The 17,619-nt window shown below is 36.7% G+C and carries 10 protein-coding genes and 2 pseudogenes; all 12 read left to right on the top strand.

The window, feature by feature from the left end; translation table 11 throughout:
• Positions 1–195: 195 nt before the first annotated feature.
• Positions 196–1,207 (top strand): annotated as a pseudogene (locus H3Z85_05725) (hypothetical protein).
• A 38-nt stretch (positions 1,208–1,245) separates the two neighbouring features.
• Complete coding sequence (locus H3Z85_05720) at positions 1,246–2,343, top strand: EpsG family protein (GenBank protein QPQ53842.1); 1,098 nt, start codon at positions 1,246–1,248, stop codon at positions 2,341–2,343.
• 261 nt (positions 2,344–2,604) lie between these two features.
• The gene (locus H3Z85_05715) at positions 2,605–3,087 is read left to right on the top strand and encodes a hypothetical protein (protein ID QPQ52904.1); all 483 of its coding nucleotides are present in this window, start codon (positions 2,605–2,607) and stop codon (positions 3,085–3,087) included.
• Between the two features lie 32 nt (positions 3,088–3,119).
• A complete protein-coding gene (locus tag H3Z85_05710) occupies positions 3,120–6,041 on the top strand; it encodes a T9SS type A sorting domain-containing protein (GenBank protein ID QPQ52903.1) in 2,922 nt (973 codons plus the stop codon).
• A 270-nt stretch (positions 6,042–6,311) separates the two neighbouring features.
• A pseudogene (gene topA, locus H3Z85_05705) lies at positions 6,312–8,890 on the top strand (type I DNA topoisomerase).
• 146 nt (positions 8,891–9,036) lie between these two features.
• Positions 9,037–10,107: a formimidoylglutamase gene (locus H3Z85_05700; protein ID QPQ52902.1), complete on the top strand. Its 1,071-nt coding sequence runs from the start codon at positions 9,037–9,039 to the stop codon at positions 10,105–10,107.
• A 3-nt stretch (positions 10,108–10,110) separates the two neighbouring features.
• The gene (locus H3Z85_05695) at positions 10,111–11,112 is read left to right on the top strand and encodes a glycosyltransferase family 2 protein (protein ID QPQ52901.1); all 1,002 of its coding nucleotides are present in this window, start codon (positions 10,111–10,113) and stop codon (positions 11,110–11,112) included.
• Positions 11,113–11,219: 107 nt separating this feature from the next.
• Positions 11,220–12,338 (top strand): undecaprenyl/decaprenyl-phosphate alpha-N-acetylglucosaminyl 1-phosphate transferase, encoded by a 1,119-nt coding sequence (locus H3Z85_05690; protein QPQ52900.1) that lies wholly within the window; start codon positions 11,220–11,222, stop codon positions 12,336–12,338.
• A gap of 38 nt (positions 12,339–12,376) precedes the next feature.
• Positions 12,377–13,243, top strand: a complete 867-nt coding sequence (locus tag H3Z85_05685) for a polysaccharide biosynthesis/export family protein (protein QPQ52899.1) — start codon at positions 12,377–12,379, stop codon at positions 13,241–13,243.
• A gap of 5 nt (positions 13,244–13,248) precedes the next feature.
• Positions 13,249–15,741, top strand: a complete 2,493-nt coding sequence (locus tag H3Z85_05680; GenBank protein QPQ52898.1) for a polysaccharide biosynthesis tyrosine autokinase — start codon at positions 13,249–13,251, stop codon at positions 15,739–15,741.
• A gap of 213 nt (positions 15,742–15,954) precedes the next feature.
• Positions 15,955–16,845, top strand: a complete 891-nt coding sequence (locus H3Z85_05675; GenBank protein ID QPQ52897.1) for an outer membrane beta-barrel protein — start codon at positions 15,955–15,957, stop codon at positions 16,843–16,845.
• Between the two features lie 5 nt (positions 16,846–16,850).
• Positions 16,851–17,600, top strand: a complete 750-nt coding sequence (locus tag H3Z85_05670; protein ID QPQ52896.1) for an isoprenyl transferase — start codon at positions 16,851–16,853, stop codon at positions 17,598–17,600.
• Positions 17,601–17,619: the final 19 nt, after the last annotated feature.

Below are 17,619 nucleotides of genomic sequence, written 5' to 3'. Positions count from 1 at the left end.
ACATGGTTAAATCAAGTCTGCAAATTTAAATTTTTAAGAATTAGTTCAAAATACTTCGGTAATAAGTTTTGGCTGAAAATCAATAAAATATTCTAGGTAGAACGAAAAAAAAATCTACTTTTGCAAAAGTTCCCTTTTAATAAAATGTATTTTAAACCACTATTATTATTAAAAAAATAAGAATCTGTTTTAGATATGTTGATAAAGAATGATGAAAAAATAAACGGATTTCTATTTGTCGTAGTACTTCCGCTTCTGTTGTTTGCCATGTCTTATTACGGGTTTGAATCTTCCTACACGAGACTGAAAACATCAGAAAAAACCCCCTGACTTTCTGTTCTCATCAGTCTATGCCTATAGAGTGATTCCGAATTATCTCAGTGTGCAGATGACAGATCTGATGTATTATTTCATCAACGGTCCACTTTACTTTTTTAAAGATTTTCTGTCCAAAAACGGAACCCCTTTTTATCATGGGCTTTTTCTGATGAACAGTATTTTCTTTATCCTGTGCTCTGTACTTTTGAATTCAATTTTTAAACTCAGATCAGTGGAATGGCTTTTACAGATTAATTCCAGAAGAATTATCCATCTTTTAGCCATATTTTTCATTGTGATTACACAATATGCACCTACAAATTGCGATACCATTGCCCTTTGCTGCTATCTGGCAGGAGTTTTTTTAAGTCTAAAATATCTGCATACACAGCATAAAATATTCTTTTATCTCCTAACCGGCCTTATTGCTTTATCTACCTTTGTGAGGGAAACTGCTTGTCTTAACATCGCGTTCTTTGCTGCAATTCTCTTCAATATAGATGATTTGAAAAAAGGTAATTATCAGGTTATCTGGAAGATAATGCCGCTTGTTGTGGCTTTTCTTGTTCCGTATCTGGGATTGCGGGCAATGCTTGAACAAAAAGAAACTACTTTTGTAGAGGGCTTTTACATCAACAGGAACTTTTCAAGTCCATTCAATCTTGCGGGATTGGTCTTTGCGATTATTGTCCTTTATTTTGTATATAAACTTTGTGTTCACCAGGAAAATAGAATTGTTTTTGGAAAATATCTTTTCTTTTCAATACCTTACCTTCTTATGATTACTTTAGTGGGGCTTTTTTGGGAAGTGAGGCTTTTTTTGCCGTTAATTCTCACAGGAATTATAATCGCATATCATCATTTTAAATTTAGTAGAGATTTAGCATGAGTTTATTACATCCATATTACATCATAGCGATGATCTATATGCTGTTCTTCAGTATCCAGGAGGTATACGGGAAGAAGGTAGATAAAAAATGGTTTTGGTTTCTTGGGATTTACCTGATTATTCTCGCCGGGCTTAGAAATGACGTAGGGCCCGATTATGGAAGTTATTACGGGATTTATATTTATTCTGATACGAAGAGCTATTACAGTATTTTCATGAAGATGCTTCACTTGGAAGGGCCGGATGCCCTGGACGTAGAATGGCTATACACCCTGATAAATAAGATTCTCCTCAATATTTTTAATGCACCATTTTATATGGTAACATTGATCATTGCCATCTTTGCTATCATCTTTAAAATAGAATATACCGAGGATAATACTTTTTATCCCTTTACATTCACCTTATTTATGTTTATCCCCAATTTCTTTGTTGGGGAAAGCGGACAGATAAGACAGAATCTCGGAACTTTTATCGTCTATTTTGCCCTACGTTACATCAAAGAACGGAAACTCTGGCATTACCTGTTTTTTATATTTATAGGTTCAGGTATTCACAGTGTCTGCTATTTGTTTTTGCCTATGTATTGGCTGGCCAGAGTACCCTTGAATAAGACCGTAATGTTGATAATGATCATCGGGTCCATTTTTCTTTCTCCTTTTGAGGTGTATAAAGTCTTTGGGGATTACCTGGGGAATATGGCGTCGGAAAGTTCACTGGTAGAGGGTTTTAACGGATATGTCAACGAAACGTCGCAACGATTGAACGGTGGTTTTGGTATTCCCGAGGGGATGATGGCAATTCTTACTTTTTTCCTGTTTGCTTTCGATACCAAAATGAAGGAGTTGTACCCGTATTATGAATATCACAGGAACTATGCCGTAATAGGGATCTGCTTTTATTTTATTTTTAGAAATAATCCCATATTCTCTTCCCGTCTGGCCGGGGCGTTTATCGGCTTTTCATATATCATTATCCCTAATGCCATGTATGCAGTTTCCAGCAGGATGAAAAATATGATCTATGCATTTATTATTGCACTGGTTGTCTTTAATTTTGTTGTTTTTGCGGCCTTTAATAACATTAAATCAGGTCGATTCTCAATTGATCTTTATAGAAACTTTGTACTTCCGTAAATCGTTTGATCACACTATATGAGGGCAGCTTTTCTAGCTGCCCTTTTTTATTTCTAAATTAATATTTGTTTACAGTGATGTACTTCTTGCTGGAATTATCATATTTTTGCCTTATGTTTTTGTGGTATGTATAATGTGTTTATTTTGGGTTATTTATAAAATAATTTATATATGTTGATTTTATACATAAAATAAATCTCTTTTTTTGATATAGGCTTAAAAGTTGTAGTGCTGTAATGACACACACACAAATCATAAGATATGAAAAGGTTAGTTGGAAAAGTAGTGGCAGTTTTTTGCCTTGTGTCGATTGGTATCTGTTCTAAAGGTAATTTTATTTCAAAAGAAATTTTCCCGTCGGTTGAACGTGTACATGGTCTGTTGTCGATCATGAAAAATATAGATTCATTAGCTAGGCCCATTCATGAATATAGTCCTAAAATCTTTCTTCCTGACTGGAAAAAAGCTCCTAACAGTTATATTTTTGATCCCGTTCAAAGCAGTGAAGGATTGCTTGTACCTGTAAGGAAAGCTTACGCCATGTGGGAAGGCGGTGGCTATATTAATGGTACCGGAATTCCTGCTGGAACGGTGACTGCCGATGTATTATGGGAAGATGTACACGGATTAATAAAATCAGGCGTTAATTATACCCTTGAAATCATCGGTTCCGGCCAGGATGCTAAAATAAAAGTCCCTGTTAATAAAGCAAAAAAGGAAATGCAGTTGTTGCATTTCGGGTAAACGGAGAGATCTACTGGAGCTGGCATATATGGGTGACCGATGATCCCACCAACGGATCTTCATACAAAAGCTTTGCTAATGTCTCGAGAATGAGATCGGATGGAACGGTAGAAACTATTCCTGATTCCGAATGGAAATGGATGGATAGAAACCTTGGAGCCCTTACCGGCTCCATTACATCATCAGACTGGAATAAAAGTGGAGGACTGCTTTACCAATGGGGAAGAAAAGATCCCATTCCTCCATTGGTAACAAGAGGAAATGATTTTTATGAAGCTTCAGGAACCATCGGAAGAGTAAGGCATAGAGGGGCAAAAAATCTTAATAACGCCACAAGTATCGATGACCTTAGGAAGTTTGTCCTGCTATCGGGAGCTGAAGTTACCAATAACATCAGGCTTTCAGTGAAGAATCCCCTCAGTCTGATCTATGTCAATAAGGACGATAATTCCGGTCAGGCCTATTACAATAATAATGTCAATCTGCCTGTCAATTGGTTTGGTAGATCCACTGCCTTACCGGATAACAGACTATCAGAGCTCAATCTATGGTCTGACAATTCACAGGGAACTGTAGACGTTGTTTATAATAGTGATACCAGTGCAAAGCCCTATCGGGATAAATCAGCCTATGACCCTTGTCCAAATGGTTGGAGAATTCCCTCTATGCTGGTTGCTAATCTCGCTTCACCATCATACATCGACGATATCCGGATAGATTTTTCTCCATTTGGAGTAAGAACTAATATGGGTAAAAATACTTTTGACGCCAATAAATACAATATTATAAAACCAACAGATGCCGGAGTTCCCGGGTTTATGACAGGATTCAGGATTTATCCGAATCTTGGCTTTGATTTATCTAATGTTGGAGGTTATAATATGGGAATCTTTCCGGGGACAGGGCAGCTGATCAGAGGAGCTCATTTAGGGCAGTACAGCGATCAGCATCATATTGCATTGTGGACATCCACTATGGCAAGGCAATTTGATGCGACACCCGCTGTAGGAATAAGAGGATTGTCTATGATTCCCGACAAAACACAACCGGATGTCCCAGATCCTAATTATCCGGATATTAAAGGACGATATTTTTATTTCCCGACGGCAGGGATGTATACTTCAGATGCCAATGGCTGCAGATGTATAAAAGATCCTTTGTATCTTGTAAATGATTATGATTTCCCTACAGAATATTTACCGGCAATTACCGAATATAAAGAAGGTCTCAATAACCCTAATACCTACCAGGTCGTTAAAAATACCTCTCCTTTTATTGTGAATATTCCGGTAAGTAAGGCGTTTTCTGTACAAAGCCAGTTGTTAAATAATCCCGGAATATTAAATGCAGCCAGCTTTAACAGTTTAAAAGCAAATGTATTGTGGACGACCAATACAAGTTTGATCAGCAGAATTTCAATAGTAAACCCATCTCCGTCTTCGCTACAAAACCTCGGAAGCTCAAGGATAAGTGTGGAAATCGCTCCCAATCAGAGTGGAAATGCGGTAATTACTTTACATAACGGAAGTGTCTCATCACCGGTGTATTGGAGCTGGCATATCTGGGTGACCGATTCTCCTGTTGCAGGATACAGCTATACCACCGAACCTCCTGTTTCCCAGGCGGTCAATTATATGAATTATGTCAATAAAGCGGATGCCGTATTACAAACCGTATTTATGGATAGAAACCTTGGTGCTACCGATGTTTTTCCTGATGTTGTTAATCCTCTTACTCCTACCGCAGCTGAATTGGCAAGAATTCGTGCATCTACAGGAATGCATTATCAATGGGGCAGAAAAGATCCTATCCCAACCTTTCAGAATGCAGACAATAGGGGTTCGTTTACTATTTTCTTGGGAACTGCCGCTGCCAACGGAACGGTTTCTTATGCGCCTCTGACATTAGCCGGTTATAATGATTTATCAGGTAATTATATCATTCCCTACAATACCTATGCTCAGGTGTCCAATGTGCTGACAACTGATAAGACAGCTGAAAAAATTAGTAAAATACTATCATATTCCGTGAAAAACCCTCTGGTTTATATGATCCCCAGTACATTTGCTCCTTTCAATAGTTCTACGCCTAATTATACCAACGGGACAGACTGGCTGTCTCCAGAGCCCAATCTTGCACCGGAAAGGTGGGGTAGAGGCGGTAAAAAATCACCTTTTGATCCTTGCCCCGAAGGATGGCGAATTCCGGACCTGACCAGTGTCGCTCTTGTCTCGGGAGCAGACTTCGGACAGACTCCTTGGTATAAAAAAGATAAAAATATTGCCACTCCTTACAGTGTTATTACAGATTATCTGGGAACCAGAGTTCGAAATCCTTCGACTACCGCTACAATTGGTTATATGTTTACTAATTCTTTATATCCAATCGGAAATTATCCCAATTCAGGGTCGCGGGGATTCAGAAGTGTAATAGGAAATCAGTCTCCACAGGGAACTTTTAATACCATTAATTTTCAATATCCGGGAGTATGGTCTGACGCATTAGCCGCAAATTATCTGGGAAGATCAATAAATATCCTCTTTGATGCAGCAAGTTCAGCTAACAGATTAATAGCCTTTCATGATAATAATGATCCTTATTTTGCAATGAGCTGCCGATGTGTAAAAATAAAGTATGATATCAACGGAAATGAAGAGGGGCCTGCATCAAGGATGACTGTGGTTCCGGGAAGTCCCACACTCAGCACAGCAGAAGCCGGGCAGAAAGTTGAGGAGAATAAAATTTCATTATATCCAAACCCGGTTGATACTATTTTATATATCCGGATGTCAGAAAATAAAAATGATCCGTATCAGATATATAGTATGTCCGGACAACTTGTAAAATCCGGGAAATTTGAAAATAAACAGGCAGATGTTTCATCCTTACCCTCCGGAATCTATTTAATAAGAATCAATAATTCTGATGTAACAGGTAAGTTTATAAAGCGATAAGGTTTGAAAATCGCTATCAAAAAAGCAGGAAGATGCACTGATCCTGCTTTTTTTATTCACGGACATTTTTTTATCTATAATAGATGGTGAAAAATTCTATATTGTTTCTTGAAAACTCATTAATTAATGAGCTAAAGCATGCAATATAAGGGACTTCTTTATTTAATAATTCTCTATTGAAGCGACATGTAGCACCTCATAAATGCTAAATAAAACGCATATCGCAAAAAGTATATAATAAAAAAGCTTTACTTTTGCAAAAATTTTAGAATGTCGAAAAATTTAGTAATCGTTGAGTCCCCGGCAAAAGCAAAAACTATTCAGAAATATTTAGGAAAGGATTTTGAAGTGAAATCCAGCTTTGGTCATATCCGTGATCTGCCTAAAAAAGGAATGGGTATAGATCTTGCCACATTTAGTCCTGATTACGAAGTTTCTGCTGATAAAAAGAAATTAGTAACAGAATTAAAGGCTGCTGTCAAAAAAGCTGAAATGGTATGGCTCGCTTCCGATGAAGACCGTGAAGGAGAAGCTATTGCATGGCATCTGGCGGACGAATTGAAATTAAAACCGGAAAACAGAAAAAGAATTGTTTTCCACGAGATTACTAAAAATGCAATTCTAAAAGCGATCGATAATCCAAGAGATATTGATCAGAACTTAGTCAATGCACAACAGGCAAGAAGAGTCCTCGACAGAATTGTTGGTTTTGAAATGTCTCCGGTATTATGGAAAAAGTAAAACCGGGATTGTCTGCTGGTAGAGTGCAGTCTGTAGCCGTACGATTAATCGTTGAAAGAGAAAAAGAAATCCGTGAGTTTACGCCAAAAGCAAGCTTTAAACTTGACGGAATCTTTCTGAATAAAACGGAGCAGGAGATTGCCGCAAAACTGAAAAAAGACTTCGAAAAAGAAGAAGACGCAGAAAAATTCCTTGAACAGGCAAAAACAACAGAATTTAAAGTTCTCAATGTTGAGACAAAGCCCGGTACGCGTTCTGCATCAGCACCTTTTACAACTTCGACCTTACAGCAGGAAGCTTCATCCAGATTAGGATATAATGTGACCAATACAATGCGTTTGGCACAAAGATTATACGAGGAAGGGTTCATCACTTATATGAGAACAGACTCGGTAAACCTTTCCCAGGAAGCAATTGAAGGAGCCAAAAAACAAATCATATCAGAATATGGAGCGGAGTATTCTTCTCCAAGAAATTATACCACAAAATCTGCTTCAGCACAGGAAGCTCACGAAGCGATCCGTCCTACAGATTTTGGAGTAAAAAGTATCGGTGATGCCCAGTTGAATAAATTGTATCAACTGATCTACAGGAGAACGCTTGCTTCCCAGATGGCTAATGCCAAAATTGAAAAGACAGTCATTGAAATCGGAAACGTTTCATTGCCACATCATTTCGAAGCCCAGGGAGAAGTTATTATTTTCGACGGTTTCCTGAAAGCTTATGGTATCGTGAAAACAGAAGATGATGATGATGAAAATAACGAAAAACTATTACCGAAAGTAAGTGTTGGAGAAGTATTACACTATAAAACAATTACTGCTACCGAAAAGTTTACAAGACCGAGTGCCAGATATACGGAAGCAGGACTGGTAAGGAAACTGGAAGAACTGGGGATCGGTAGACCATCTACTTACGCTCCGACGATTCAGACGATCCAGAACAGAGAGTATGTGGATAAACGGGAGATCGAACCGCAGACCCGTGAGGTAATCAAAATGTCTCTGGTAAAAGATAAAATTAAAAAAGTAGTTCTTGACGAAAAATTCGGAGGGGACAAAAATAAATTCATTCCTACGGATATCGGAGAAGTAGTGAATGACTTCCTTACAGATAACTTTAGAGAAATCTTAGATTATGGTTTCACGGCAAGAGTAGAAGAAGGTTTCGATGAAATTGCCAATGGTGATCAGAAATGGAAAGAAATGATGACGGATTTCTACTCTAAATTCCACCCGAGAATTGAAGATGTAGAAGAAAATGCTGACCGGGCGACCGGTGACAGACTCTTAGGAGTTGATCCTAAGACCGGTAAAAATGTACACGCCAGAATCGGAAGATTTGGAGCAATGATCCAGATCGGGGAAACTGATGATGAAGAAAAACCGATTTTTGCTTCATTGATGAGTGGTCAGAATATTGCGACGATCACTTTTGAAGAAGCTATGGAGCTATTCAGGCTTCCTTTTGATTTAAATGAATTTGAAGGACAGCCAGTATCGGTGGGAGTGGGTAGATTTGGACCTTATGTGAAGTGGGGCGATACTTTCATCAGCATCCCGAAAGGAGAAGATCCGTTGTCTGTTGACCAGAATCGTGCAGAGGAAATTATTCTTGAAAAGAAAAAAGCAGATGCACCCATTGCAACTTACAAAGGAGAGCCTGTAACGAAAGGTTCCGGAAGATTCGGTCCGTTCATTAAATACAAAGATATTTTCATCAATGTTCCGAAGAAATATAATTTTGACAACCTTTCTCAGACTGATATCAATGAACTGATTGATGCTAAACTTGAAAAAGAAGCCAACAGATATATCCAGCAATGGGAAAAAGAAAAAATCTCTATTGAAAACGGAAGATGGGGGCCATTTGTTAAATTTGGAAAAGCAATGTTTAAGATTCCAAAGAAAAGTGATGATACGAAATATGATGCTGAAGAATTGAAAGAAATTTCTCTTGATGAAGTAAAAAAATGGATCACCGACCAGGATAAAAATGCATTTGCAGAAAAGAAAAAGCCGGCAGCCAAAAAAACAGCAGCAGCTAAGAAGACTACCACAGTCAAGAAAGCTGCACCCGTAAAAAAGCCAGCTGCGAAAAAGAAGTAATATTAAAATAACAATACAAAGCCGTTAACAAATAGTGTTGACGGCTTTTTTTATCAATAAAAACAATCCCGGCTTACAAAGTTGCTGCGGTTTTTTTGTATGTTTGTTAGATTAAGAAAATAATAAATTAGCACACTGAAGTAAATATGGATTTTGAAGACTTTATCATTTCACCAAGAAATTTCAAAACAGAAAGCTGGCAGATTGGAAGTCGCATTACAAAGGATATAAAAGAAGATAGCATCGTTCTTTTGTTTGTGTCAGATTACAGAGGCGCCGGCGGAGAAGCCGAAGTACAGGACTTTACTGCGGTCAGAAAAGAATTTTACAAGCTTTCTCAGCTCGATTTCGAAATTCCGGTAGTAGACCTTGGAGACCTTGTTTCCGGTAAAACTGTACAGGATACTCACTATATATTACAGGAAGTTCTATCAGCATGTCACTATAAACGGGCATTACCGGTGATTATCGGAGGATCCAATGATTTCGCTTTTTCCTTATTTTCTACCTTAAATTTTCATCAGAAAAATATTAACTATACCCAGATCAGCAATATTATTTCTCTTAAACAGGGAGAAGAAATTAATGAATATACCTTTTTAGGGAAAATTTTTGGAGCCAAGAACTTTTCCATTAAAAATTACCACCATCTGGGATATCAGAAACATTTGAACGAAATGGATTCTGTACGATTGATCAAGGAAGTGGAATTCGATATCATCCGTCTTGCTGAAATGATGAATTCTACCGAAAAAACTGAGCCTTTCTTCAGAAAAGCAGATCTGGTGACCGTAAATTGTGATGCTATCGAAAGCTTTAGTGAGCCTTTCTCAATGAATCCTCAGGTCAATGGACTGAACAGGAGAGAAGTTTGTGCCTATATGAAAGAAATAGGATTGAGCGAAAACCTGAAGACTGTCGGTATTTTCAATTATAATATTTACTCAGAAAACCAATTGAATCACCAGCTTTTGGCACAAATGCTCTGGTATCTGATTGAAGGAATTAATATTCAGCGTTCACATCCGAAAGAAAGAAACTTTGAATTGTTCTATGTACTGATTGATGACAGGCAATATGCTTTCAAACGAGATACTTTCAGTAATCTCTGGTATTTCGGGGATGATGAAAATATAGAAAACTGTATCCCATGTTCAAGAAAAGATTTTGATGAAGCTAAAAAAGGCTGGTTGAATACAAGACTGACGAAAATTTAATGTATGACAAACCTTCCTTCCAAAGTTTCCATCATTGTTCCTGTTTATAATGTCGAAAATTATCTGGCAAAGTGTCTTGATTCTTTGGTCAATCAGAGTCTTCAGGATATTGAGATTTTGGTAATTGATGATGGGAGTAAAGATAAGTCCGGAGACATTATAGAGCAGTATGCCGGGAAGTATCCGGAAAAAATAAAAGCTTTTACAAAAGAAAACGGCGGATTGAGCGATGCCAGGAATTATGGTATCGACAGGGCAACAGGAGAATATATTGGTTTTGTAGATAGTGATGACTATGTAGCCGAAACCATGTTTGAAGAAATGTTTCTTCTTGCAGAAAAATATCACACGAAAATGGTCATCTCAAATATTCAGAAGGTCGATGAACATGGGAATATAACTCAAAAGCTTACCCAGATTCCCAACATGCCTGAACTCATAGATCTTAATGAACATTTTTCGGTTTTTTCAGATTTGAGCTATTTTGCTTGTAATAAGCTTTTTAAAAAAGAAATTTTTGATCATAAAAGGTTTAAAAAGGGCGTTCATTTCGAGGATATTCAGCTGATTCCACAGCTTTTGTTGAAATGTGATCAAATTGCCCAGACTCAGAATTTCCATTATCAGTATTTGGAGCGCAGTGATTCCATTACAAAAACACACACTGAAAAGGGGCTTGATATTCTGAAGGCAGTGGCGGATGTAGAGCAGGTATTTTATACGTCCGACTATGCACATAAAAAGAAAGAGCTGAAAAATTTTCAGATTTTTGAGGGCGTTTATTCCTTTTTAGCCTATCTGGCGTTTGTAAAAAATGAAGAAACTTTTTTTAAAATGTCCGGCCAATTAGATATATTCATGCAGGATAGACAAATAAAAATTCAAGATATATTGACTTATAGTCGTTTTGGTAAAAATTATCTTTTATATTTGCCACTGAAAAAAAAGATTTTTTATCTGTTGTTTTTTGCAGGGCAACAAAAGCTGATAAGAAAATTGATGTAAACACAAATGTAAGTACTGTTGTTTCGACCAGCAAAACATTATGATGCTTTTATAAGGCAGGAATGTAAGTTTTACGAAACATACAGGAATACTGGATAAGAAAAAGAATGAAAAATTTTGAATTGTTCTTAAGCGAATCGGGAATCTCTATTTTCTACGTGAAAATAGGGTTTGGCTTCCTGTTCTCCTTTTTAATTACTTTTTTCTCTATTCCTACCATTGTAAAGATTTCCAGACGAAAGAATCTTATGGATGAACCGGGAATAAGGAGTTCTCATCTCAGGAAAATTCCCAACTTAGGTGGAATAGCCATCTTTTATTCCATCGGAATATGCGCTTCTATTTTTGCCTACGAATTATTTGATCTCTACAAATTTTTATTTGCTTCGTTAATCATCCTTTTGTATGTAGGAGTAATGGATGATATTGTGGTGATGAGGGCCTATAAAAAATTGGTGGCGCAGGTTGTCGTTTCTTCGCTGGTTGTCATTGGTTCCGATATCAGGATCAGAAGCTTGTTCGGGATATTCGGGGTGTATGAACTGGGGTATTTCGTAAGTATTCTGTTTAGTATTATTACGTTTATCATTTTAATCAATGCATTCAACCTGATTGATGGTATTGACGGTTTAGCCGGAGGTTATTCTATCATCTGTAGCGCTTTATTCGGAATCAGTTATTACCGGCTGGGCGAGTACAATTATCCGCTTGTTGTTCTTTCGGTAGTGATCATCGGGACTGTATTGGCATTTTTATATTATAATTTGTCCCATTACAGGACCAATAAGATCTTTATGGGAGATACAGGATCTATGTTGCTGGGTTTTTTGCTGGCCTTTACTTCGATTTGTTTTATAGATATTTTTATAGACAAAAAGATTGTGGGAGTTCCCAGATATCACCTGCAATCTGCACCGGCTGTCGCAGTAGCAATTCTTATTTTACCCATTGTAGATACCCTGAATGTGATTTTTATAAGACTCTACAACAAGAAGTCGCCATTTGATGCAGACAAGAACCATATCCATCACAAACTTCTGAAGCTTGACCTTACCCATAGGAGGTCTACATTTTATATTATTGTATATTATTTAATGATTGTTGGGGTCGCTTATTATTTCAGACATCTCAATATCAATTTCCTTTTGTTGGTTATTATTGTATTGGGTTTCTTAGGAGCTTATTTGCCGGATTTGGTATATCGATTAAGAAATAACAAAAATTAACAATTAAATATTACTTTTGTAAACAATATTATTCAAATATGATGAAGAATTTTAAGTATTTATTTTTAATATTACCTTTTTTGCTTACCTCATGCATTACCACAAAGGATGTGAGATACTTGCAGCCAAGTGAAAGCCTTGTAATTAACGAAGAAGGTCTTGTTCCCTACAATATCCCAGTTTACAGGATTACCAAAAATGACATCCTTAACCTTAATATTGTTACAACTCCCAAAGGAGATGCTGCCCAGTTCTATTCTTCGTATAATACATCCGGAGGAGTAGGAGGAGGCTCTACCAATGCAGCGGCTGCAGGAGGAAGAGTTGGTAGTGCAAACGGTTCCAGTTTTGGAGGAAATATCAATTTCTATTTTAATGGACTAAAAGTTGACTCCAACGGAGACATCAATGTCTTCGGAATAGGATATGTAAAAGCTGAAGGAAGAACCCTGGATGACGTCACAAAAGAAATTCAGCTTAAGGTAAATGAAAACTTCCAGGAAGGAAAGTCTGAAGTAAGGCTAAATACTGACGGAATTACATATTATATCCTGGGTGACGTCGAAACTACCGGACTGTCAGGAGAGAAAGTAGCCCATAAAAATACGCTTACCATTACTGAGGCTCTGGCCATTAACGGGGGATTAAACAGAACAATCGACAGAAAGGATGTCGTGATTCACAGAAAATTACCTGAAGGGATCAAGATTGCTAAAATAGACCTTACCCGTGAAGATCTCATGAACTCTCCCTATTATTATTTACAAAATGGGGACGAAATCTATCTTAACACCAGAAGAAAAAGCTTGAACGGATTCGGAAAAGATCCGATTCAAACCCTACTTACCAGTGTGACAGCGATTACAACGGCATTAACATTATACACAATCCTACAAAGACTTTAATCCACATGATTCCAGGAAAAGATACACAAGTAGGAAAAAGCGAAACCCCGAAAGAGAAGTATGGGACGTTTGCATTGTTTGATATTGAGCATTTTTTAAGAAGAATACTTAAAAACTGGTTTTGGTTTGTATTCATGTTATTTATTGGCTACATCATTTCTTGGGTGTACAGTAAATATTATGCACAAAATGTTTATGCTTCAGACTTATCTTTGAGCATATCCAATAATACTTCCAGTTACTTCACTCCTAACCAGTCGATTAACTTTATCTGGGGACAGGGAGGGAATTCCGATGGAGTTTACTTGAAGAAAATGCTGCTCTCAAGATCTCATAATGAGTTTTTGGTAAAAGAGCTCGGCCTTTTTGTAAATTACTCGACCAAAGGGATGATAAAATCTACTTATCTTGATAAAGATGACTCTCCCGTATTTCTTGAGATTGACAAAAAACACCTGCAACAGGTTGATTATCCTATTACTTTATTACCAAAAGGAAATGGAACGTATGAGGTTAATCTTCCGGAAGAAGGTCAGTCTACGAATCTGTACAGCTATGAATATGAAGGATTTCAGACTATTGCAGCTTACAATAGACCAGCAAATAAAATTATTAAGGTTAATGAGTGGTATACTTCTCCCAACTTAAGATTTAAGCTGGTTCAGAATACTGTTGCGACAAAAATCAAACTGGATAACATTATTGTAAAGTTGAGTGCTGTTAATCAGAGTGTTAACGAAATTGTGTCGACAATCGCTGTAGATTTTGACAAGGAAATTTCTACCATCATGATTATTACCAAAAAAGGATATAATCTTAACAGTACTGTAAATTTCCTCAACAAATCCGTTACAGAACTTCAGAAGAAAAGGCTGGAAGATAAAAATGTTGTTAATAGAAATACAGAAACTTATCTGCAGGGTAATCTGGATATCATTCGTAGAAAATTAGATTCCAGTGCTGCAGTACTCAATTACCTGAAAACCTCTGAAAAACTTTATAATATCAAAGACAGAGATGAAAAGTCCCTGGACAAGATAAAAGAGCTTGAAGCTAAAAAAGCAGATATTGTAAGTAAAATCAGTTCTCTGAATAATATTAAAAATACACTTCAGTCGAGGGATTTTGATAAAATGATCGCTACAAATGCAGCCGGTTTTGAAGATGGCTTTTTCTCCGCTTCAGTTACTGAGCTGAAAGCTTTATATGCCAAAAGAGCAGAAATGGCTACGATCTATAAGCCGAATTCAGAGCCCATCAAAGAAGTCAACAGACTCATCAATGAGGCAAAGACAGGATCTTTCAACAGTTTGAAGAATTACTACACCAAATATTATGACGATATTAATAAAATAGATCGTGAAGTAGCAGAAGCTAATCTTGATTTATCTTCATTCCCTGAAAAAGAAAGGAAGTATCTTGATGCGGAGAGAGGATATAATATGATTGAAGCTACGTACAACAGCCTTTTAGGAAGACAGAACGAAACACAGTTGAATGTGGCAACAAATCAGTCTGATATCACTGTGATTGACCCTGCTAAAAATTTAGGACAAAGACCGATAAGCCCTAATATAAAACTGGCGAAAATCGGGATCATTTCCGGACTTTTACTTCTGCCTATCGTATTTATTTTGATTGGTGAACTCCTTGATAATAAGATCAGAAACATTAAAGAGTTGTTGGGTGCTACCAAAATTCCGCTTCTTGGTGTCATTGGAAACAACAACAATGAAAATATGCTTACTGTTTTGGAGCAACCTAAGTCCTCGGTCTCTGAAGCCTTCAGAGGGATAAGAGCAAGCGTAAGATTCCTGATGGAAAACCAGGATGATAAAGGTAAAGTCATATTGATAACATCCTCTATTGGTGGTGAAGGTAAAACCTATATTTCCATCAACCTGGCATCTGTGTTAGGGCTGAGTGATAAGAAAACCATCCTCTTGGGAATGGATCTTAGAAAACCTAAAATTTTTGGTGATTTTAAAATCGATAATAAATACGGTATTTCCAACTACCTTACCGGAGAAGTGGGTATTGATGAGATTATCAACCATACTAAAATCCCTAACCTCGATGTAGCTACTTCAGGTCCGATTCCACCAAATCCTTCTGAACTTTTGATGAGCCAGAGAAATATCAAATTTATAGAAGAACTGAAAGAAAAGTATGATTTCATTATTATAGATTCACCGCCGGTTGGTCTGGTAGCAGACTCCTATGAATTAATGAAGTACTCAGATGCTAATATTTATGTGGTTCGCCACGAATATACTGAAAAGTATATGCTGAAAATGATTACAGAAAAGTATCATAATAATGAAATTAGCCATTTAGGGCTTATTTATAATGACTATAATGTGAAACAGGGCTATGGTTATGGCTACGGATATGGTTATGGATATGGTTACGGATATTTTGACGAGGACAAAAATTATAAAGAACCTTTATTGATCCGTATAAGGAATAAAGTACAGGCAATATTCAATAAAAAATAGAGCTTTAAACCCTCATGTAATGGGGGTTTTTCTATACTTTGTGTATTTTCAATCTGTGAAAAAAAGAATATTTTTGCCACTTTGCCGTTTACTTTATAACAAATTATGTTTTTTTGTTTATTTTTAACTAAACATTAAGATTATCATTAATATAAAAATGTTTTATATTTGCAAAAATTAAATTTTAAAATAACCATAAATCCATATTCTTTTATGAATAAAAAATTATTGTTTAGCTTCCTTGCCTTCCTCGGAGTGGTGAGTGTTAAAGCACAAAGAAACGAATTGGGAGTTCGTCTAGGGATGAGTAACCTAGTGGGAGATGTAGGAAGGACAAATTATATTTTACAAAAGCCGTTGGATTTAAACAGAATGTCAGATTGGGGCATCCCATTTTATGGAGGGTTGTTATATAGATTTAATTTTAACCCGCATCAGACCGTTAGATTGGATTTAGGGTATAACCAGATTCAGTTTAGCGATAAGGCTGCGAAAGAAGAATATAGAAGAAACAGAAACTCATACGGGAAAAATAATGTATATGAAGCAAGTTTAATGTTTGAATATAATTTTTTTCCGGTAAATAATGAGCAGATAAGTATGGTAAGTCCATACATTTTTGGGGGTGTGGGAGCTTTAATGTTTGATGCACCTAAAGCTAATCTGGTGAATGATTTCAGAAGAGATGCCGATGGAGTAGCACAGGCCCCGATTAATGAAACGGATTTTAAAACCACGGCAGAATATTCATTAGGTAAAAAAGTGACCATGCATATTCCTTTTGGAGTGGGTTTAAAGTATAAATTTAACCATACTTGGGCTATATTTGCAGAAGCTACATTTAGATATACCTTGACGGACCAGCTGGATCACAGTCAGATATTATCTAAAGATGTGAAGTCTTCCTTTAATGCAGATATTTTAGACCCTGCAACCGGAGGCTCATTATTGCAATCAGGCAACTATTATGCTGTTGCTAAAGAAAGAGAAAATGAGTTTGTAAATAAGAGAAATATTGGAGATACTAAGTCTAAAGATTGGATGAATACCTTTAGCTTAGGTTTAACCTTCTCATTCGGAAGACCTCCATGTTATTGTGATTAATTAATATGTCGTTGATTAAAGATAAAATAGATTCTGAGAATTTACCAAAACATGTGGCTATCATCATGGATGGCAATGGAAGATGGGCAAAATCTCGTGGCGAAGAAAGAACTTTCGGTCACAAAAATGCCATTAATGCAGTAAGAAATGCTATTAATGCCTGTAATGAGGTCAATATTCCTTATTTAACTCTATATACATTCTCTTCAGAAAACTGGAGCCGTCCGGCTGAAGAGGTAAACACGCTTATGAATTTGCTCGTTGAGACTCTGTTGCTGGAAGCAGAAGAGATCTTTAGCAAAGGATTAAGAATGCATGTAATAGGAAATCTGGAAAAATTACCTGCCTTGGTAAAAGAACAATTACAGCGCGTGGTAGAACTGACAAAAGAAAACACAAAAGGTAACCTTGTACTGGCGATTAGCTATGGCTCACAAAACGAAATACTGAATGCCGTAAAAAATATAAGTTCCGATGTAAAAGAAGGAAAAGTTGACGTAGAGAATATTGACGAAAAATTATTCGAAAACTACCTTTATACCAAAGATTTTCCTCCTGTAGATTTACTAATCAGAACCAGCGGTGAAATTAGAATAAGCAATTTCCTTCTTTGGCAGATTGCTTATGCCGAATTACAGTTTTTAAATGTCTTGTGGCCGGATTTCACCAAAGATATTTTCTTCCAATGTATTGTTGATTATCAAAACAAAGAAAGAAGATACGGATTAACCGGAGAGCAGGTACAAGGCCAATAATATTTAAGAAAAGAAAGAC

It is taken from the genome of Chryseobacterium indologenes (assembly GCA_016025055.1).
GTDB lineage: Bacteria > Bacteroidota > Bacteroidia > Flavobacteriales > Weeksellaceae > Chryseobacterium > Chryseobacterium indologenes.
This window is presented reverse-complemented; position numbering and strand designations above follow the sequence as displayed.

Bases quoted from the DNA above. Each gene is read 5' to 3' on its own strand.
- H3Z85_05720 (QPQ53842.1), top strand. From the start codon at position 1,246: ATGCTGTTCTTCAGTATCCAGGAGGTATACGGGAAGAAGGTAGATAAA.
- H3Z85_05715 (QPQ52904.1), top strand. From the start codon at position 2,605: ATGAAAAGGTTAGTTGGAAAAGTAGTGGCAGTTTTTTGCCTTGTGTCG.
- H3Z85_05700 (QPQ52902.1), top strand. From the start codon at position 9,037: ATGGATTTTGAAGACTTTATCATTTCACCAAGAAATTTCAAAACAGAA.
- H3Z85_05695 (QPQ52901.1), top strand. From the start codon at position 10,111: ATGACAAACCTTCCTTCCAAAGTTTCCATCATTGTTCCTGTTTATAAT.
- H3Z85_05690 (QPQ52900.1), top strand. From the start codon at position 11,220: ATGAAAAATTTTGAATTGTTCTTAAGCGAATCGGGAATCTCTATTTTC.
- H3Z85_05685 (QPQ52899.1), top strand. From the start codon at position 12,377: ATGATGAAGAATTTTAAGTATTTATTTTTAATATTACCTTTTTTGCTT.
- H3Z85_05680 (QPQ52898.1), top strand. From the start codon at position 13,249: ATGATTCCAGGAAAAGATACACAAGTAGGAAAAAGCGAAACCCCGAAA.
- H3Z85_05675 (QPQ52897.1), top strand. From the start codon at position 15,955: ATGAATAAAAAATTATTGTTTAGCTTCCTTGCCTTCCTCGGAGTGGTG.
- H3Z85_05670 (QPQ52896.1), top strand. From the start codon at position 16,851: ATGTCGTTGATTAAAGATAAAATAGATTCTGAGAATTTACCAAAACAT.